16 protein-coding genes are annotated in these 18,695 nt (G+C 70.9%); 13 read left to right on the forward strand and 3 right to left on the reverse strand.

Going from position 1 to position 18,695, the window contains the following annotated elements:
- The first annotated feature begins 464 nt into the window (after nucleotides 1–464).
- Nucleotides 465–851: a hypothetical protein gene (locus tag VF632_RS05190; protein ID WP_331021795.1), complete on the forward strand. Its 387-nt coding sequence runs from the start codon at nucleotides 465–467 to the stop codon at nucleotides 849–851.
- A gap of 86 nt (nucleotides 852–937) precedes the next feature.
- Here the strand turns inward: VF632_RS05190 and VF632_RS05195 are convergent, their stop codons facing one another.
- Together VF632_RS05195 and VF632_RS05200 are read right to left on the reverse strand one after the other, a co-directional pair.
- The gene (locus VF632_RS05195) at nucleotides 938–1,891 is read right to left on the reverse strand and encodes a ring-cleaving dioxygenase (protein ID WP_331021796.1); all 954 of its coding nucleotides are present in this window, start codon (nucleotides 1,889–1,891) and stop codon (nucleotides 938–940) included.
- A gap of 219 nt (nucleotides 1,892–2,110) precedes the next feature.
- On the reverse strand, nucleotides 2,111–3,409 hold the full coding sequence (locus VF632_RS05200) for a cytochrome P450 (RefSeq protein ID WP_331021797.1): 1,299 nt from the start codon (nucleotides 3,407–3,409) through the stop codon (nucleotides 2,111–2,113).
- 431 nt (nucleotides 3,410–3,840) lie between these two features.
- Here VF632_RS05200 and VF632_RS05205 point away from each other — a divergent pair, with 431 nt between their 5' ends.
- Nucleotides 3,841–7,017, forward strand: a complete 3,177-nt coding sequence (locus VF632_RS05205) for a hypothetical protein (RefSeq protein ID WP_331021798.1) — start codon at nucleotides 3,841–3,843, stop codon at nucleotides 7,015–7,017.
- A gap of 86 nt (nucleotides 7,018–7,103) precedes the next feature.
- Here VF632_RS05205 and VF632_RS05210 read toward each other — a convergent pair whose 3' ends face one another.
- Entirely contained in the window at nucleotides 7,104–7,427 is a 324-nt protein-coding gene (locus tag VF632_RS05210; RefSeq protein WP_331021799.1) for a hypothetical protein, read from the reverse strand.
- Between the two features lie 216 nt (nucleotides 7,428–7,643).
- On the opposite strand from VF632_RS05210, the gene VF632_RS05215 reads away from it, so the two are divergent.
- The 11 genes from VF632_RS05215 (at nucleotide 7,644) to VF632_RS05265 (ending at nucleotide 18,689) form a co-directional block, all read left to right on the forward strand.
- Nucleotides 7,644–7,901, forward strand: a complete 258-nt coding sequence (locus VF632_RS05215) for a hypothetical protein (protein ID WP_331021800.1) — start codon at nucleotides 7,644–7,646, stop codon at nucleotides 7,899–7,901.
- A 26-nt stretch (nucleotides 7,902–7,927) separates the two neighbouring features.
- Entirely contained in the window at nucleotides 7,928–8,683 is a 756-nt protein-coding gene (locus VF632_RS05220) for a pentapeptide repeat-containing protein (RefSeq protein WP_331021801.1), read from the forward strand.
- A 141-nt stretch (nucleotides 8,684–8,824) separates the two neighbouring features.
- Nucleotides 8,825–9,340 (forward strand): hypothetical protein, encoded by a 516-nt coding sequence (locus tag VF632_RS05225; RefSeq protein ID WP_331021802.1) that lies wholly within the window; start codon nucleotides 8,825–8,827, stop codon nucleotides 9,338–9,340.
- A gap of 26 nt (nucleotides 9,341–9,366) precedes the next feature.
- Complete coding sequence (locus tag VF632_RS05230) at nucleotides 9,367–10,260, forward strand: glycerophosphodiester phosphodiesterase (protein WP_331021803.1); 894 nt, start codon at nucleotides 9,367–9,369, stop codon at nucleotides 10,258–10,260.
- Nucleotides 10,261–10,351: 91 nt separating this feature from the next.
- Nucleotides 10,352–10,888 carry a BON domain-containing protein gene (locus VF632_RS05235; RefSeq protein WP_331021804.1) on the forward strand — a complete coding sequence of 179 codons (537 nt, stop codon included), beginning with the start codon at nucleotides 10,352–10,354 and terminating at the stop codon, nucleotides 10,886–10,888.
- A 575-nt stretch (nucleotides 10,889–11,463) separates the two neighbouring features.
- Nucleotides 11,464–12,846, forward strand: a complete 1,383-nt coding sequence (tilS, locus tag VF632_RS05240; RefSeq protein WP_331021805.1) for a tRNA lysidine(34) synthetase TilS — start codon at nucleotides 11,464–11,466, stop codon at nucleotides 12,844–12,846.
- Nucleotides 12,839–13,399 carry a hypoxanthine phosphoribosyltransferase gene (hpt, locus tag VF632_RS05245; RefSeq protein ID WP_331021806.1) on the forward strand — a complete coding sequence of 187 codons (561 nt, stop codon included), beginning with the start codon at nucleotides 12,839–12,841 and terminating at the stop codon, nucleotides 13,397–13,399. Before tilS ends, hpt begins: the two co-directional genes overlap by 8 nt.
- 79 nt (nucleotides 13,400–13,478) lie before the next feature.
- Nucleotides 13,479–15,479, forward strand: coding sequence for an ATP-dependent zinc metalloprotease FtsH (ftsH, locus tag VF632_RS05250; RefSeq protein ID WP_331021807.1), 2,001 nt, complete (start codon nucleotides 13,479–13,481; stop codon nucleotides 15,477–15,479).
- A gap of 704 nt (nucleotides 15,480–16,183) precedes the next feature.
- Nucleotides 16,184–17,086 (forward strand): dihydropteroate synthase, encoded by a 903-nt coding sequence (folP, locus tag VF632_RS05255; RefSeq protein ID WP_331021808.1) that lies wholly within the window; start codon nucleotides 16,184–16,186, stop codon nucleotides 17,084–17,086.
- Nucleotides 17,083–17,883 carry a diadenylate cyclase CdaA gene (cdaA, locus tag VF632_RS05260; protein ID WP_331021809.1) on the forward strand — a complete coding sequence of 267 codons (801 nt, stop codon included), beginning with the start codon at nucleotides 17,083–17,085 and terminating at the stop codon, nucleotides 17,881–17,883. Before folP ends, cdaA begins: the two co-directional genes overlap by 4 nt.
- A gap of 26 nt (nucleotides 17,884–17,909) precedes the next feature.
- Nucleotides 17,910–18,689, forward strand: coding sequence for an alpha/beta hydrolase family protein (locus VF632_RS05265; protein ID WP_331021810.1), 780 nt, complete (start codon nucleotides 17,910–17,912; stop codon nucleotides 18,687–18,689).
- Nucleotides 18,690–18,695 lie beyond the last annotated feature (6 nt).

Consider the following 18,695-nt stretch of genomic DNA (forward strand, 5'->3'; position numbering starts at 1 on the left):
TACTGCCGGGGCCACCCGGTGGGAGAGTACGGCGCCGCCGGCCTTTTATTCCGAACGCCCGCCCTGATCCTCGTGATCAGGGCGGGCGTTTGGCGTTTCGCATGCCCCGATAACAGCGGCCTCACACGGAGGGCACGGAGGTCACGGGGGAAAAGACAAATCCTCTGCCGTTCCTCCGTGTCCTCCGTGCCCTCCGTGTGAAACCCGCAGTTCGGCTTCTTTATCTTGCGCCGCCTCGTTCGTGCGGACTAGATTCGGCCCCATGGAAGAGAGCGGCGACCCGGACGGGAAGAAGACCGAGAGGGCGGCCCCGTGACAGGGGCCGCCCTCTTCGCTTGTGCCTGCGGCGAAACAACTTGTGGCCCGGCCGTACTGTACGCCCGCATCACCCGTTGCACCGGAGCGCGAGAACGCTGATACTATGGTTCCCGCCGAACTCCCCACCCGAGCACGAAGGAACTTCCGTGACCGAAATCGAGCGGACCCGCGGCGCGGGCGGCACCCCGGGCGGCGTGCTGGAATTCATCATCGGGCTGACGATGGCGTTCGCGGGCGCGTACCTGCTGACTTCACAGGTGGAGGTCAGCAGCGGGTTCTGGCGGGTGGGGGGCTACAACGCCTTCGGGTTGACGCTGATCCCGCTGCTGGCGGGCATCGGAATGCTGTTCTTCAACGGGCGCTCGGCGGTGGGCTGGCTGCTGGTGCTGGTGGGCGCGGCCATCATCCTGGCGGGCATCCTCTCCAATCTCCACATCTACTTCCGGCCCACCAGCCTGTTCAACACGCTGATGATGCTGGGCCTGCTGGCCGGCGGCCTGGGGCTGGTGGCGCGCGGAATCCGCGTCCACTGAACGCCGGCGAACGGATAAAGGCAGCAGGGCCGCGGAGAGGACTTTCCGTGGCCCTGCCGTTTTCCGTGACGCGGGTTCTGTCCCGCCTAGTCGATGGGCTTGAGGCCGGCGACGATCGCTTCGCGGCGCGGCTCCAGGAACGGCGGCAGCACCACGGATTCGCCCAGCGTGGCGGGGTTCTCGTCCACGGCGAAGCCGGGCCCGTCCGTGGCGATCTCGAAGAGGATGCCGTTGGGCTCGCGGAAGTACAGGCTGCGGAAGTAGTAGCGGTCGACCTCGCCGCTGTTGCGGATGCCCATCTCGGTCAACCGCCGCACCCAGCCGTGATACTCCTCGTCGTGGGGGGTGCGGAAGGCGACGTGGTGCACGCCTCCGGCGCCCAGCCTGCCGGGCGGCAGGTCCGGCTGCACCGCGACGTGAAGCTCGGCGTGGGGCCCGCCCGCGCCCATCTCGTACACGTGCACCGCGTGGCGGGGATTGTCGGGGTGCGCGTACTGGCGCACGGGCCGAAAATCCATCGCTTGCGTGAGCACCATGTCGGTCGTGCGCAGGCTGGGCACGCTCATCATGACGGGTCCCAGCCCGCGGACCTGGTGCTCGGGGGGAACGGGAGAGCGGTCCCACGGCGTGGGGGGATCGCCCGCGCCGCCGTCATCCACGAGCGACAGGCGCTGCCCCTCGGGGTCTTCGAAGTCCAGCGTCAGCCGCCCGTCGCGCTCCTCCACCGCGCCGGCCTGCACGCCCTGGTCGGCGAGGTGGCGGGCCCACCACTCCAGCGACGCCGCGCCCGTAACGCGCAGGTACGTCCGGGTGATGGCGTGCGTCCCGCGCTGCTCGCGCGGCATCGGCCAGTCGAAGAAGGTCAGGTCCGTGCCGGGCGACCCGACGGCGTCGGCGTAGAACAGGTGATAGGCGCTCACGTCGTCCTGGTTGACGCTGCGCTTGACCAGCCGCATCCCCAGGACGCCGGTGTAGAAGCGGTGGTTGCCGCGGATGTCGGCCGACACGGCGGTCAGGTGGTGAATCCCCGTCAGTTGCATCGGTACGCCGGGTTGAGGGACGAAGCGCTACCCTGCGCCCCCCGCCGCATGCTCCGCGCCGCCGTCTACACCAAGAAAAAGAAGAGCCTCACACGCAGGGGCAGCGAGGAACCCCGGAGGCCCTCCCTCCGCGTTCTCGATGCCCGCATGTGAGGCGTCCTCTCTCCGTATCCTCTCTCTGCGGCTCTGCGGCTCTGCGTGAGGCCGCAGTCGACGGATTCAGTCGAACTCCAGCGCCAGGCGATCGGGAAACGGACCATCCAGCACCACGCGCCCGGCGCGGCCGGGAGCGCGGCGCAGCCCGTCCAAGCGCAGCATGGCAGCCATGATCTCGGGGATCATCACCATGTTGATGCCGATCCCGAAGCACTGGTGCATCCCCCAGCCGAAGTGCAGGTACGACTTCACGTCGCGGTCGATGCGGAACCGCCTCGGATCGGGGAAGCCGTCGGGGTCGAACATGGCCGAAAGGGTGCCGATGGCCATCCCGCTCCCGGGCTGGATCTGCTTGGCGCGTGGCGTGCCGGCCGCCAGCGTGCAGGCCGACGAGCACGTGCGCGCCATCAGCGGTGTGTGCGGGTTGAAGCGCACCGCCTCCCACGCGTACTGGCGCACGCGGTCCAGGTCGCCCACCTGTGCGGCAGCCTGCGCGCCCTCCAGCTCGCGCGGGCGGCGAAGGAGCTCGTCGATGGCCAGGATGCTGAAGCGCGAGATGGTATCCACCGCGCCCACGATCTGCCCGGCGATGTTGCGCCGGACCCAGTCGTCGTCGGCCCAGGGGTTGGTGGCGCCCAGGGCGATCATGCGGCCCATCACGTCGTCGTCCAGTCCCGTACCCGCCGCGCGCCGCCGGGCGATTTCGGGAAGCACCCACGCCTTCACCTCCAGGAACGACTGGTGCGCCGCCTCGCGGACGTACGGGTCGTCGATGGGGTTGGCGAAGGCGTCCTGGAACAGGTTGCGCAGCCAGCGCTGCAGGGCGGTTCGGTCCGGCCCGGGAAAGCCGAAGTAGCGCTCCACCAGCTCCGACGGCACGGCGCGCGTGAGCGACTGCACCGCCTCGATGCGCCGCCGCGGGCGCGCCGCCTCGATGGCCCGGGCCGACGCGTCGCGCGCCATCTCGCGGATGCGCCCGGCGTCCTCGCGCCGCGCGCACGAGCGCAGGGCGGCGTGGTCGCGGTCGTACTCCGGCCCGCGGTCCATCGCCAGGATGAAGGGCCCGTTGATGCGGTCGATGGACGGCCCGTTCACCTGACTGATGGTGAACACCTCGTCGCGGTCCAGCGTTTCCAGCACGTCGGCGTGGCGGCTGACGACCACGCGGGTGCCCACCTTGGCCAGCGGCGCGTGCCGGCGCAGGACCGCGAACACGGCGCGCAGCACGCGGCGCCCGGTGAGCGCGTAGAAGATTCGGCGCTTGATGCGGATCTTCAGGCCGCCCTGCGCGTTGGGCGACTGCGGCTGGCGCGCGGGGGCGGTGCCGGCGGCGGCGGGCGGGGGCGGGGCCAGGGTACTCACGGGGGATGCCTTTCGCGGGAGGAATGGTCTGGCGAGGGGTTGCCGGCGGGGTAGGGAGCCGGGGCCGCACCATGATAAGCACCCTGCTGTGAGCGGACAATCTTTCTCTTTGCATGCTGCATCCGCAGGCAGCATGCAGGGGTGCGCGTGTCCCGGTCGTCTGGGGAGCGTGCGTCCCACCGCCCCACCGCCAATCCCAGGCAGAATGCAGGGGGTGCGCGTAACTGACTATCCCTGAACGACTTGGAAAATGGGCGCGAACGAGAGGCGGACGGACCCTAATTTGCGTAAACATGCGCATCCCCGATCCGGCCCGTTTCTCCACGGAAGCACCCTCCCCACGCTCTCCGCTCCGAACGGCCCGGTCCCCGCCGGCCTCTCCGCTCTACCCTCCGCCGGCAAAACCCTCGCGTAAGCAGGAGCCCCCGCTGATGAGCGACAACCCGCTCGCCCCTCCCGGCCCGGACCAGCCGCAGTCCGCCGCGACCGATCCCAACGTCATCCAGGTCCCCGCGATCGCTTCTCCCCCCGAGGGCGAAACCAGGGTGCACGTCGGCGCCGAGACCACCGTGGTGTCCGACAAGCTGCACCGCCGCCGGCAGGTGGCCGCCGCGCGCACGCGGACGCCGCTGCAGAAGCTGGAGTCGGCGAAGACCGACGGGCACACCAGCCAGGCGTCGCTCCTGGTGATGGTGCCGGTGAAGGCCGGCCACTACGACGAGCTACAGGCGCTGCTCAAGGAAGTGGCCAATCCCAACGACGGCTACGACTTCGAAGTCAACTGCATCATCCCGTTCGCGAAGATCACCACGCTTCACTTCGCGCGCATCCTGGTGCACGAGCCCTCGCCCTGGCCCACCAACAAGCTTCCGGAGTACGACGGCAAGGTGCAGGTGAAGGGGCCGCCGATCCCGCCCAAGCTGCTGTTCGCCACCGACTTCGACGGCCCGCTCGACGAGCACATCGACGAGCTGCTGGCCGTGGCCGGCCCGGGGCTGGACCGGGTGTTCAACCACTGCGAGGGATGGCCCGGCAGCCACGACCGCGCGGCCGTGCACGGCTTCATGCTGCGGCACCACCTGCGCTCGAACACCTTCTACACCGGGACCATGCATCGCTCGGTGGACCAGATCCACCGGGAAGAAGAGCTTCACCAGGCCATCGAGCGGTACCTGGACGAGAACGCGGGCAAGGACGACTTCCCCCGCGAGCCGCTGGCCATTCGCAACCGGGTGCGCGACTGGGTGTTCCAGAACCCCGACTTCGCGTGGGCGCGCCAGCAGCCGGGGCCCTTCCCCAAGCTGCTCTTCAACCCGGACTATCTGAAGCAGGTGGCCATCGGCGCGGTGCTGGCCGTGCTGGCGGCGCTGACCGTGGTGGTGCGGCTGGTGACGGGATCGTGGAGCACGGCCCTGACGGTGGTGGGCGGGCTGGTGGCGGTGGCGGTCGTGGTGCTGGGGGCGGCGTACCTGTTCCTGCGCAAGCTGGAAAAGACGGATCCGGTGATCCTGCAGAACAAGAGCATCGACGACCTGCTCTCCGTCGAAGACCGGATCGTCCAGAACCAGATGAGCAGCGTCATCTACATCAAGGAGCCGCTCTGGTTCCGGGGGACGATCCTGCGCGCGGTGCTGGCGTTCATCAACTTCTCGGCGAAGTACCTGAGCAACCAGGGCACGCTGGCCGGCATTCCGTCCATCCACTTCGCCCGCTGGGTGATCGTGGACGAGGGGCGCCGCCTGGAGTTCTTCAGCAACTTCGACGGCAGCTGGGAAAACTACCTGGGCGACTTCATCGACAAGTCGCACAGCGGCCTCACCGGCGTGTGGAGCAACTGCGTGGGCTTTCCGCGGACCAAGAACCTGATCCAGGACGGCGCCACCGACGAGCAGAAGTTCAAGACGTACTCGCGCGACAGCCAGATCCCCACGCAGGTGTGGTACAGTGCGTACCGCTGGCTTTCGGTGGACAACATCAACAACAACAGCAAGATGCGCCTGGGCCTGTACGGCGACATGACCGCCGCCGAGGCCGGGCTGTGGGTGCGCCGTTTCGGCGGCACCACCAACGTCGACAACACCGGTCCGGCGCTCTCCACCGCCAAGCCGAAGCCTACCCCGGCGACCAGGGTGGAGATGCACGACGTGCAGGGGCTGGTGGCGCGCAGCTTCTACGCGCTGAAGCATGCCGACTACCTGCCCGTGTACCTGCCCGCCGACGCGGCCGCCGCCCGGCGCTGGGTGGGCGACGTCGGGGGCGCCGTCACCTCGGGCGGCAAGCGCAGCTCGGTGGTGGAAAAGGAAGGCCACGCGCTCAACGTGGGCTTCACGGCCGAGGGGCTCAGGGCGCTGGGGCTGAAGGACGAGGAGATGGACACCTTCGCCCAGGAGTTCACCGAGGGGATGATCACCGAGCACAAGCAGCGCGTGCTGGGGGACAACGGCCCCTCGGCGCCGGAGACGTGGTCGTGGGGCGGGCCCGACGACACCGTGCACGCCATGGTGTACCTGTACGCCGGCACCCCCGAGCGGCTGAAGGAGATGGTGGATGCCGAGGCGGCGCGCGCCGAGCGTCACGGCGCCCGGCTGGGCGCGCCGCTGGGCAGCATCATGCTGGAGGCCGACAAGGAGCACTTCGGCTTCCACGACGGCATCGCGCAGCCGCGCATCGCCGGGTTCGGCGCTCCCGATGACGACGAGGCGCCGTCGCCCACCGAGGCCGTGGTCCCCGCGGGCGAGGTGCTGCTGGGCTACACGAACGCCTACGGGCAGATCCCCGACTCACCGACGGTGCCCGAGACGCCCGCCTCCCGCGCGGTGCTTCCCCTGGCCGCCGCCGACCCGGATGATCCTCCGGGCACCCCGGCCCGGCGCGACCTGGGCCGCAACGCCAGCTACGTGACGTTCCGCCAGATGGAGCAGCACGTGCAGCGTTTCTGGCAGTTCCTGGATGCCAAGGCCCGCCACGATGCCGAGGAGCGCAAGCGGTTGGGCGCCAAGATCGTGGGCCGCTGGCCCAACGGCGCCCCGCTCGCGCGCCATCCGGACGCCGAGCCGGCCGAGTTCGACCTGAAGACCGCCAACGACTTCATGTACTCGGGCAAGTGGGCCGACGAGCGCGGCGACAAGTGCCCGCTGGGCGCGCACATCCGCCGCACCAACCCGCGCGACGGCATGGAGCCTGGCCCCGAGGGCAGCCTTCTCGTGGCCGACCGGCACCGCCTGCTGCGCCGCGGGCGTGCGTACGGCCAGCCGCTGGTCCCGTCGTTCGACCCGGCCGACATCATCGCCGCGAACACGGACGACCGGGGGCGTGGGCTTCACTTCATCTGCTTCAACACGGACATCGGGCGCCAGTTCGAGTTCGTGCAGAGCACCTGGGTGAACAGCATGAAGTTCGATGGGCTGTACGCCGACCCGGACCCGCTGATCGGGCCGCACCCGGTGGGCGACCACGTGGACCCCGCGCAGGTGAGCAACTTCGTGGAGCAGCGCTGCCCGGTGCGCCACCGGGTGAAGGAGCTTCCGCGCTTCGTCACCACGCGCGGCGGTGCCTACTTCTTCATGCCCGGCATCAGCGCGCTGAAGTACCTGGCCAGCATGGAGTAGCGCGCAGGACGCTCGTCGTCTACGAGGATAGAAAGAGCCGGCGGTCGCATCAGCGGCCGCCGGCTCTTTTCATCCCCCGTTCCCGCTCAGTCCGGCCGTGTGCCGCCGACCGCCGGGTCGCCCTTGCTCGCGCCGCCGCGCTCGCGGATGACGGCGTTCTCGCTGTCGGGGCGCTGCTCGCTGGGCGTGTTCAACACGCGCTGCTGGTCCTCGGGCACGCCCGCCACCTTCTGCCCAAAGCCGCCGGGCCGCTTGTCGTCGGCCGAATCCACCAGGCCCGGAGCGGAGAAGTCGGGTCCGCCGTCGTCGGCGTCCTGAAAGCCGGCCTCGGCGAACGCCTGCTCCCCGAGGGGATCGGCGTCGTCGATCTCCTCGGGATCGAAGGCGGGGTCCACGTTGCGATCGGTCATGGTCGTCACTCCTGCGGTTCGTTGTTCAGCGCCGGCGCCCGTGCCGGGCTCCGGGTGGCGCCTGATGCGGCATCCGTGCCCCCGCTTCCGCCGCCAGGCTGCGGGGGAGCCTGGCCCCTGAGCAAGGTCCGTGCGATCCGGCGGGAACGCGCGTTGCATAAGCTCTGTCCGGAGTCGGCCCCCCCGTGGCTGGCCAAACGCAAGCGGCGCAGGGAGGTGCCTTTGGCCGCAGTGGTGTGGGCGGTGCTCGCCGTCGCTCTGATCGCATCCTACGTCGCGCTGCGCTACGTGGCCGCGCTTCCGGAGGCCCCGGTATGCCCCACCTGCCGCGCCGTCACGGGGCAGCCAGGGCGGACCACCGGGCTGGACCGCGCCCTCGCCCGGCTCGGCGGCGCAGCCCGCGAGTGTCCCCGCTGCGGCTGGGCCGGCCGCATGCGCTGGCGGCTTGCGCCCCAAGGCGTGGACCGCGGCTGAATCCCACCTGCCACCTGAGCCTGCCCATGGAGCCCCGCATTCTCTCAGACCGCGACCTGTGGATGCTCATCGCCGCCGGGCACCTGCGGCTGCGCGGGGCGGACCTGCGGGGCGCGCGGCTGGAGCGGGCGGAGCTGGGCGGGGCCAACCTGGAGCGGGCGATCCTCAAGGGCGCCCACCTGTCGGGCGCGTCGCTGCGCGGGGCCAACCTGTCTGGCGCGGAGCTGGCCGGGGCGGTCCTGGTGAGCGCGGACCTGACGCAAGCCAACCTCACCGAAGCGTTCCTGAAGGCCGCCAACCTGTGGGGCGTGCACGGCGAGGGGCTGACGATGGAGTGGGCGTACGCCGAGGGCGTGTTCCTGGAGTGGGCGCACCTCAAGGGCGCGCGGCTGACGGGTGCGTTCCTGAAGGGTGCCGTGCTCACCGGCGCCGACCTGGAGGGCGCACACCTCAAGGGCGCCAACCTCACCGGCGCATACCTTCACGGCACCGGCCTGTCGGCCGCCCGGCTGGAGCACGCGGCGCTGGAGCACGCCGACCTCACGGGCGCGCGGCTGTGCGGCGCAGACCTGCGCGGCGCCAACTTCACCGGTGCCAACCTGACCGGGGCCGACCTGACCGGCGCGAAGCTGGAGGGCGCCATCCTGCGCGGCGCCGACCTGGCGGGTGCGCGCCTGGACCCCGGCTCCCTGGACGGCGCGGACCTGTCCCTGGCCGACGTGGACGCGCAGCCATCCATTCCCTCCTCGGCAGAACCCGAAGCCACCGCCCAGCACGCCTGACGCGCCGGAGCGTCTCCTGCACTTCCGCACTCACGCACTCACGCACTCCCCCGCACTTCCCACGTTGCGGCCCGCCCGCGTCCAGCCTATGTTCAGCCCCCCAAACCGATGTCCGCAGCCCCGCAGGAACCGTTGATCCCCATGAGCAGCCAAGCCGCCGCCCCCGTGTCTGGAGCCGCCTACGTAGAGCGCCGCCGCGCGCGCATCCTGGAAGCGCTGAGCCGCCCGGCGGAGCGCGTGGCCAAGGACGCGGAGCCGCTTTCGCCCGAAGGGCTCGACAACTTCAAGCGCCAGGGCGAAGACCTGTACGACAACGAGCTGGCCTGGGAAGAGCTGACCGACGAGGAGGCCATTCCCGGCGGGCACCTGACGGAAATGGTGTTCTCCGGGTTCCTGGCGCTGATCGAGGGGCTGCTGGTGGAGAAGGTTCCCGCCGACGCGCTGGCCCCGGCCCGCCCGCACCCCGACGCGGTCGAGGAGATCCTCACCATGCTCGGCGACAAGTACCTGGACCTGACGGCCTACGTGGAAAGCGGCGCCGACTCGCAGAAGCTGGTGTACGCCCGCGTGATGACCGGCCGGCTGATCGACCTGGTGCTGTACCGCCTGTACGGCCTTACGTCCGGCGAGATCGACCGGCTGGAAGCCGCGGCCTGATCCGCCGCGCGCGGATTCCGCTTCCCGTGCGCTCTCCCTGGCTTCCGCTCGGTGGCGGCTCGCGCCCCGGGCACCGGTACCTTGCCGGCGCGCCCCTGCTGATCGCCCACCGAGGCGGCTCGGGCTTGGCGCCCGAAAACACGCTCCTCGCCTTTCGGCGCGCCCTGCACTGGTGGCGCGCCGATTTGCTGGAGATCGACGTGCAGCCCACCCGCGACGGCGAGTGCGTGGTCATTCACGACGCGCAGGTGGACCGTACCACCGACGGCTCGGGCGACGTGGCGGGCTTCACCCTGGCGGAGCTGCAGCGCCTGGATGCCGGCTACCGCTACACCCCCGACGGCGGACGCACCTTCCCCTTCCGCGACACCGGCGTGCGCATCTCCACCCTGCGCGAGGTGCTGGACGCCCTCCCCGCCGCGCGCGTGAACGTGGAGGTCAAGGACGGGCGCGCGCAGGCCGCCGTCCTGCGGACCATCCAGGAAACCGGGTCCGCGCACCGCGTCCTGATCGCCGCCGGGGACAGCCGCAACCGCTCGCTCTTTCACGACTACGCGGGGCCCACCAGCGCGGGCGGACAGGACCTGTACGCGTTCTACGCCCTGCACCTGGCGCACGCGACGCGCCTCTACCGCCCGCCCGTGGACGCCTTCCAGATGCCCGAGCGCAGCGGCGGCCGGCAGGTGCTGAGTCCGCGCTGGATCGCCGAGGCGCACGCGCACAACGTGGCGGTCCACGTGTGGACGGTGGACGACGAAGCAGACATGCGCCGGCTGCTCTCGTGGGGCGCGGACGGGGTGATCACCGACCGGCCCGACCGGCTGGCGCGGGTGCTCCACGAGGTGGCGGGCCGGCCCCTTCCGCCCGGCCCTGCGGACGACGAGATGGAGCCCTGGCTGGAACGGTTGTTGCGGCCCTGACGCGGGCGATTTCGGGCGGCGCGGGCAATGGGCCCGCGCCGCCCGGCGCACACTCGCCATGGGATCAGCACGAGTCCCGGAGGAACGACGGATGCCGTCATACGATGCCGGCTGGGCGGGTCCCAGCGGTTGGAACCCGGCCCGCGGCGCGGGACCCGGAATGGGGATGGGTCCGCGGGGTGGCTACGGCGGCGACTTTCGCCCGTATCCCGGCGCTGGCGGAGGGCGCGTGCCGAACGACCGCGGGCCCCAGCCGCTGCGGGAAGACGGACAGTGGGAGAGCGGAAACCTGCACGGCCCCGCGCGCTACGGCCTGGGCCCGTACCACCACCGCCTGCGCACGCGCCGCCGCCCGGATGAAGAGGTGAAGAAGGACGTGGAGGACGCGCTCTTCTACGACACCTGGGTAGACGCCGAGGCGATTACGGTGGAGGTGAAGGACGGGGTGGTGATGCTGCGCGGCGAGCTTCCCGACTACCACGAGGTGCGCTACGCCACGGACGACACGTGGGACGTGGAGGGGGTGCGCGGCGTGCACTCGGAACTGACGGTGAACTCCGCCAGGCGCCCGCCGGTCGACGAGGTGGGGAGGCGGTCCGGCGGGAACGGACGAGGCCTGTCATCCTGAGGGCCAGGCGCACGGTAACGGCCCGCAGCACAGACGTCGCGGGCCGAAGGATCTAGCCGCGGACACGTACAAGCCGGGGCGCGGCAGCGGTCACCGTAGCCGAGGCCTCGGCTGCCGTGGGGCCCTCACCCGTCCGCGCTGACACGCGTGCCACCCTCTCCCACAAACAGCGTGGGAGAGGGGGTACACTTCGGGGTTCAGGTGCGCGAGGGTCGGCCTGGTGCTCGGGCCGGCGCCCCCCATCCCCAGCCCTTCCCCCGCAAACTGCGCGGGGGAAGGGAGCCAGTCTGGCGCACCACGCCAGCCGAAGCGCAATCGAATTCTCCCCTCCCCGCATGCGCAGCATGCGGGGAGGGTCCAGCCGGGGACTGCGCCGCAGCCGCCGAAGCGCACCGAACCCATCAAGATCGCCCGCCGACGCACCGCACCCCCCGCGCGCACCGAGCTGACGCCTCTCCCCCGCGCAGTTTGCGGGGGAGAGGTTGGGAGAGGGGGGCGCCGAGGCCGGTGCGTCAGCCAGTCGACCCCGCTCTGATGTCGCCCGGCTGCCTCCGATCCTCCATCACCCTCCCGGAATGCCCCGCACCCCTCCACCCCCGCTCGACCAGCGCGTTCGCCAGAACCTCGAGACGCTGGGCGTCCGGGGCACCGGCGCGCACGTGATGGTGGCGGTGTCGGGCGGGATGGATTCGGTGGTGCTGCTGCACCTGCTGCGCTTCGCGGCGGACGATCCCTCGATGACCCTGTCCGCCGCGCACTTCGACCACGCGATGCGCCCCGGCAGCGAAGCCGACGCGCGCTGGGTCCGCGGCCTGTGCCGCGCCTGGGGCGTTCCGCTCTCCGAGGCGCGCGCGGACCCTCCGCCGCGGACGGAGGAAGCAGCCCGCGACGCGCGGTACGCCTTTCTCCGCGCCGCGCAGGCCGGGGCCGGCGCCACCCACCTCGCCACCGCCCACCACGCCGACGACCAGGCCGAAACCGTGCTCTTTCGCGTGCTGCGCGGCACGGGCATCCACGGGCTGGCCGGCATCCCCCCGGTGGACGCGACCGGGCTGATCCGCCCGCTCCTTCCGTTCTGGCGCGCGGAGCTCCGCCGCTACGCACGCGCCGCGGGGCTGCGCTGGCGCGACGATCCCAGCAACCGGTCGCTGGACCCCGCCCGCAACCGCATCCGCCGCGGGCTGCTCCCGCTGATCGAGCGCACGGTGGCGGCTGGCGCGCGTGCCAGCCTGGTGCGGCTGGCCCAGCTGGCCCGCGAAGACGAGGCCGCGTGGGAAGCCGTGCTCGCGCCCCTGCTTGCCGAGGCGGTGCACGAAGAAGACGGGGCGCTGCTGCTTGTTCGCGAGCGCTTCGCGGCTTATGATTGGCCCGTAGCCGCCCGCCTGCTCCGTGCCGCGCTGCGCCGGCTGGCCACCGTCCCCGACCGGGCGGGAACCCGCACGGCGCTTGAGTTTATCAGCCAGGCACCCAGCGGACGGACCCTTCGGCTCCCAGGTGGCGTACTGATCACCACGGAGTTCGGCGTCGCGCGCCTTCACCGCGCGGCCGAGAACCTGGGCGAGCCGCTGCCCGACCTGCCCCTGGCCATCACGGGGGCCGCGGGCGAGGGCCGGTTCCGCGTCGGCGGCCGGGAGCGCGTGGCGCGCTGGGCCGAAGGCGAGGTGCGGCCCGGGGCAAAGGCGGATTCCGCCACCGTGTGCATGGCCGCGGACCGCGTCGCCTGGCCGTTGGCGCTGAGGGGATGGATGCCGGGCGACCGGATGCGCACGCGGGCGGGAACGCGCCCGCTCAAGAAGCTGTTCGGCGAGGCGCGCCTGCCCGTGGGCGCGCGCCGCGCCGCGCCCGTGCTGGCCGACGCCGCCGGGTCCGTGCTGTGGGTGCCCGGCGTGGGCACCGCCGAAGGCCTGGCGCCCCGGCCCGGGGAACGGGCCATCACTCTTCTGGTCTCCGATGTCTGACACCGAACTCGACCTTGCCCGCACCGGCGGGCACTCCGTATCACGGGTGCTGTTCAGCGCCGAGCAGATCGCCCAGCGGGTGCGGGAGATCGGGGCCGAGATCACCGAGGCCTATCCGCGCGACGAGGAACTGCTGGTGCTGGGCACGCTCAAGGGATCGTTCATCTTTTTGAGCGACCTGGTGCGCAGCATCAACCGGCCCATGGAGGTGGACTTCCTCGTCGCCTCCAGCTACGGCAGCGGCACCACCAGCTCCGGCCAGGTGAACCTGCTGTACGAAACGCCGGCCAGCATCGAAGGCAAGCACGTGGTGCTGGTGGAAGACATCGTCGACAGCGGCACCACCCTCAACCGCCTGATCCCGCTGCTCCGGGGGCGCAACATCAAGTCGCTGGAAGTCTGCGCGCTGCTCCACAAGCACATCGCCAGCAACCTGGCGCAGGAGCCGCGCTGGCTGGGTTTCGACTGCCCGCTGGAGTTCGTCATCGGGTACGGGCTGGACCATTCGGAATTCTACCGGAACCTGCCGTTCATCGGGGTGATCGCCCCCTGAGCGGCCGGGCCGGCTGACCTGATTATTCGCGCGACGGGACCCCGCGCCCGCCGCGGCCCCGGAAGGGAAAAAGCAGTCCATGGCAGACGAAGAAAAGGGCACTCCCAAGCCCCAGCCGCCCAAGCTGGGCCGCGTCACGCGCACCGCCGGGTTCTGGCTGGTGCTGGTGATGGTGTCCATCCTTACCGTTCAGCTCACCAGCCGCCGCGCCGAGCCGGTGCGCGACATCGCGTATTCCGAGTTCAAGGCCGAGCTCAAGAAGGGCAACGTCGACTCGGTGACGGTCATCGACGGCGTGATGGTGGAGGGGCGCGTCAAGCAGCCCTGGACGCGCGGCACGGGTGAGCAGCTGCAGCGGTTCCACCGCTTCCGCACCCGCGCGCCCGTCCGCGACTCCGAGGACATGATCACCGCGCTCGAGGCCGCCAACGTGCGCATCAGCGCGCGCGAGCCGGCCGTGGGGGTGGGCCGGCTGCTCCTGGCGTCGCTCCCCTGGCTGCTGATCATCGCCCTGTGGATCTTCTTCATGCGGCAGATGCAGGCCAGCGGCAACAAGGCCTTCCAGTTCGGCAAGAGCAAGGCGCGCATGCTGTCGGGCGACACCCCCAAGGTGAGCTTCGACGACGTGGCCGGCGCCGACGAGGCCAAGGCCGAGCTGCAGGAGATCGTGGAGTTTTTGAAGGACCCCAAGAAGTTCGGCCGGCTGGGCGGGCGCATTCCCAAGGGCGCGCTGCTCGTGGGCCCTCCGGGCACGGGCAAGACGCTGCTTGCACGCGCCGTGGCGGGTGAGGCCGGGCGGCCCTTCTTCAGCATGTCGGGCTCGGACTTCGTGGAGATGTTCGTGGGCGTGGGCGCCAGCCGCGTGCGCGACCTGTTCGAGCAGGGCAAGAGCCACGCGCCCTGCATCATCTTCATCGACGAGATCGACGCCGTGGGCCGCCACCGCGGCGCCGGCTTGGGCGGCGGGCACGACGAGCGCGAGCAGACGCTCAACCAGCTGCTGGTGGAGATGGACGGGTTCGAGGGGAACGACGGGGTGATCCTGGTGGCCGCCACCAACCGCCCCGACGTGCTGGACCCGGCGCTGCTGCGCCCCGGCCGCTTCGACCGCCAGATCGTGGTGGACCTGCCGGACCTGCGCGGCCGCGAGGGCATCCTCAAGGTGCACATGAAGAAGGTGCCCACCGCGCCCGACGTGGACGTGAACGTGCTGGCGCGCGGCACCCCCGGCATGGCCGGCGCCGACCTGGCCAACCTGGTGAACGAGGCCGCCCTGCTCGCCGCCCGCCGCGGGCGCGACAAGGTGTACATGGGCGACTTCGAGGAGGCCAAGGACAAGGTGATGCTGGGCGCCGAGCGCCGCTCGTTCGTGATGAAGGACGAGGAGCGCCGGCTGACGGCGTACCACGAGGCTGGCCACGCCGTCTGCACGGTTACCATTCCAGGGAACGACCCGCTGCACAAGGTGACCATCATCCCGCGCGGGCGCGCGCTGGGGCTGGCGTTCACCCTGCCCGAGGACGACCGCGTCTCCGTCACCCGCCAGCAGCTGGAAGCCAAGCTGGTGATGACGTACGGCGGGCGCGCGGCCGAGGAGCTGGTGTTCGGGCGCGACCGGGTGACCACCGGCGCGTCGGGCGATATCCAGCAGGCCACCCGCATCGCCCGGCGCTACGTGACGCAGTGGGGGCTGAGCGACGCCGTGGGCCCCGTGGCCATCGCCGAGGGCGAGCACGAGGTGTTCCTGGGGCGCGACATCGGGCAGCGGCGCGAGGTGTCGGAAAAGATGTCGGAGCTGGTGGATGCCGAGGTGGGGCGCGTGCTGAACGAGGCACTGGGCCGCGCGCGTGACACCCTGCGCGAGAACATCGACCTGCTGCACGCCGTGGCCAACCAGCTGCTGGAGCGCGAGACGCTGACGCGCGACGACGTGCTGCTGCTGGCCGCGGGCAAGGAACTGCCGCCGCTGAAGCCGCTTGACGAGCCGGGCCCGCCCGACCTCGCCGGCCTGCCGGCGCCCGCGCCCGACCGGCCCAAGCCGGCCGGCGGCATCGAGGGATTGAAGCCGAGGCTCGCGTAACGGCGGTAACGACGGTCACTACGGTAAGTACGGTCACTTCGGTGGCCGAAAACATCCCGGGCTCCCCCATGGAGCCCGGGATGTTTTGCGTCACGGCCCGACGCACCGGAGCAGCCGATGTCATCCCGATGGAGCGGCCAAGGAAGACCTGCCCGCACACCGATGACGGCAGCGACTGAGGGATCCGCCACACACTGCGCTTCCCGCTCACCAGCAGCGGAAACATCATTCCCACGTTTCTCTACGCGCGCGAACCGCGCCCGTCTGTAACGGTACCAACAACTGGATCGGCTCGATCCGCGGTCGCGGCGCGCCACGCGGAGTGTGTGGCGGATCCCTCAGTCGCTGCGGTCTCTGGTGCAGGCGTCAGGGATCGCCGGGGCCGCTCGATCGGGATGACAAACGTGCTTCAGGCAGGTACGACACGTCGTGCTGTCGCGCCGCGGTTCGGGGCTTCACCTGCACGCGGAGCGCGGCCGGCCTTGCATGAAAGCATGGGCGCGCCCGACCGCTCGAGCCACAAACGCGTGCAGTCCGCGCAGGCGGACATCGTGTGGTTGTTGCAGCGAATTCATCATTCGCCGTGCGCGGCCTCGGCGCCAAGGGAGCGCGGGTGCAGCCTCCAACCTCACGCCCCACCTGACAGCGTTCCAAATCAACTGCGTGCTTGCCTTGGCGCTTTTGCGTTCGATACTTTCGGCCCCATGGTCATCTCCAGCGCACGTCTCGATCTGCCGCGTTCGCCAACCGTCTCCAACGACGTCTGGGCGATCCGCGGGCGCGTGCTGTCGCTGGACCGGCCGCTGGTGATGGGCATCCTGAACGTGACGCCCGACAGCTTCAGCGACGGCGGCCGGTTTCTGGACCCCGCCCGCGCCGTGGAGCAGGCGCGGCGGATGGCGGAGGACGGCGCGGACCTGATCGACGTCGGCGGCGAGTCCACGCGGCCCGGTGCCCCCGCCGTCTCCGCCGACGAAGAGGCGGCGCGCGTCGTGCCTGTGCTGCGCGCCATCAAGGACGCGCTTGATGTTCCCGTCTCCGTCGACACGCGCAAGGCGGACGTGGCGCGCGAGGCGCTGGACGGCGGCGCGGACGTCATCAACGACGTCTCCGGGCTGGGCGACGCGCGGATGGGCGGGATCGTCGCTCCCTCCGGCGCCGGGCTGGTGCTGATGCACATGCGCGGCACGCCCGAAACCATGCAGCGGATGACGGACTACGGGGACGTGGTGGACGACGTGGCGGCGGAGCTGGAGCAGGCGCTGGAGCGTGCGGACCGGGCCGGGATCGCGCGCGAGCGGATCGTGCTGGACCCCGGCATCGGGTTCGCCAAGACCGCGGAGCAGAACCTGGAATTGATCGCACGGCTGGCGCGCCTGGAGCGGCGGCTGGGGCGCCCCGTGCTGCTGGGTGCATCGCGCAAGTCGTTCATCGGCGCGCTCCTGGGCGGCGTTCCGGCGGACCTGCGCGACGCGGGGAGCGTGGGGGCGTGCGTGGCCGGGCTGGCGCGGGGCGCCCGCATCTTCCGCGTGCACGACGTCCGCTCCACCCGTCACGCGCTGGACGTGGCGCACGCGGTGCTGCGGCTTTCGCCGGAGGGCTCGTGAACGGCCTGGTGGAGCGCTTCGGCTTCCTGGCGCCCGACTGGAAGGACCTCCTCGAGATCCTGGTGGTCGCCGTCGTCGTCTACCGCGTGCTGCGGGTGCTGGCGGGAACGCGCGCCATCCAGATGCTGCTGGGCATCTTTGCCGTCGTGGCCACCTACGGCGCGGCGCGGGTGCTGAACCTGTCGCTGCTGGAGTACCTGCTGGAGCGCGTCTTCGAGTTCGGCGTGATCGCCGCGCTGATCGTCTTTCAGCCGGAGCTTCGCAGCGCCCTTGCCCAGTTGGGGCAGAACCGGCTCCTTCGCGTGTTCTCGCGGCTGGAGCAGATGCAGGTGGCGGAAGAGGTGTCGCAGGCGGTGGAAGAGATGTCGCGCGGCAAGGTGGGCGCCATCATCGCCGTGGAGCGCGAAGTCGGTTTGGGCGAGTACCTGGAATCGGGCACTGCCCTGCAGGCCCGCGTATCCGACGCGCTGCTGCTGAACATCTTTACCCCGTACTCGCTCCTCCACGACGGCGCGGCGGTCATCCGCGGCGACCAGATCGTGGCGGCGGGCGTCATCCTGCCGCTCACCCAGTCCGTCCTGGACGACCGCACGTTGGGCACGCGCCACCGCGCCGCCCTCGGCCTCTCGGAGGAGACGGATGCGATGGTGGTGGTGGTATCCGAGGAAACGGGCGCCATCTCCCTGGCCCACGGCGGCCGCCTGCACCGCCACCTGACGCCTGACCAGTTGGAGAAGATGCTGAACGAAGGCGCTCCGGGCGGAGTGGAGCGCCGTGGCGTCCTCACCGGCGACTGATCTCGCTCCGCGCTCCGGACATCCGCATGACTTCTCTCCGACGCTCCTGCGTGCCGCTCCTGGCGGCGCTCGTCCTCCTGGGTCTGCCGGGGACGGGCGCCGCCGCACAGGATGCGCCCGATCCAGCCGCGCGGAAGACGTTCGTCATCGTGCACGGCGCGTGGGGCGGGGGATGGGCGTGGAAGCGCGTGGATTCGCTGCTGACCGCGCGCGGCCACACCGTCTATCGGCCGACGCTCACGGGCCTGGGCGAGCGCGTGCACCTGGGCTCGCCCGAGGTGGGGCTGGGCACGCACGTGCGCGACATCGTCAACACGCTGGTCTACGAGGACCTGCGCGGCGTCGTCCTCGTAGGGCACAGCTACGGCGGGATGGTGATCACCGGCGTGGCGGACCAGGTGCCGGACCGCATCAGCCACCTGGTGTACCTGGATGCGTACCTGCCGGAGCACGGAGAAAGCGTGCTGAGCCTCAGCTCGCCGCTGCGCGATTCCACCCTTGCAAGCTGGACGCGGTTCGGGATGATCGTGCCGCCCTGGCTGGAGCCGGCGCGCGATCCGCCATGGGACGTTCCTCATCCGTACCGCAGCTTCGCCGAGCCGCTGCTTCTCGCCCATCCACCCGGCCGCGGCCTCCGCGCCACGTACGTCCTGACGATGGAGCCCGGCAAGCAGACGGACTCGTTCTCCCCGTACGCGGACCGGGCCCGCGCACACGGCTGGACCGTGCTGCAGATGCCCGCCGGCCACAATCCCCAGACCACCGCCCCACGCGAGCTGGCGGACCTGTTCCACGGCCTGCCCTGACTGCTC

It is taken from the genome of Longimicrobium sp. (assembly GCF_036388275.1).
Lineage (GTDB): Bacteria > Gemmatimonadota > Gemmatimonadetes > Longimicrobiales > Longimicrobiaceae > Longimicrobium.

Excerpts from the sequence above, each read along its gene's own strand:
- VF632_RS05195 (WP_331021796.1), bottom strand. The coding sequence starts at position 1,891 with ATGCAACTGACGGGGATTCACCACCTGACCGCCGTGTCGGCCGACATC.
- VF632_RS05205 (WP_331021798.1), top strand. The coding sequence starts at position 3,841 with ATGAGCGACAACCCGCTCGCCCCTCCCGGCCCGGACCAGCCGCAGTCC.
- VF632_RS05210 (WP_331021799.1), bottom strand. The coding sequence starts at position 7,427 with ATGACCGATCGCAACGTGGACCCCGCCTTCGATCCCGAGGAGATCGAC.
- VF632_RS05220 (WP_331021801.1), top strand. The coding sequence starts at position 7,928 with ATGGAGCCCCGCATTCTCTCAGACCGCGACCTGTGGATGCTCATCGCC.
- VF632_RS05225 (WP_331021802.1), top strand. The coding sequence starts at position 8,825 with ATGAGCAGCCAAGCCGCCGCCCCCGTGTCTGGAGCCGCCTACGTAGAG.
- VF632_RS05235 (WP_331021804.1), top strand. The coding sequence starts at position 10,352 with ATGCCGTCATACGATGCCGGCTGGGCGGGTCCCAGCGGTTGGAACCCG.
- tilS (WP_331021805.1), top strand. The coding sequence starts at position 11,464 with ATGCCCCGCACCCCTCCACCCCCGCTCGACCAGCGCGTTCGCCAGAAC.
- hpt (WP_331021806.1), top strand. The coding sequence starts at position 12,839 with ATGTCTGACACCGAACTCGACCTTGCCCGCACCGGCGGGCACTCCGTA.
- ftsH (WP_331021807.1), top strand. The coding sequence starts at position 13,479 with ATGGCAGACGAAGAAAAGGGCACTCCCAAGCCCCAGCCGCCCAAGCTG.
- folP (WP_331021808.1), top strand. The coding sequence starts at position 16,184 with ATGGTCATCTCCAGCGCACGTCTCGATCTGCCGCGTTCGCCAACCGTC.
- VF632_RS05265 (WP_331021810.1), top strand. The coding sequence starts at position 17,910 with ATGACTTCTCTCCGACGCTCCTGCGTGCCGCTCCTGGCGGCGCTCGTC.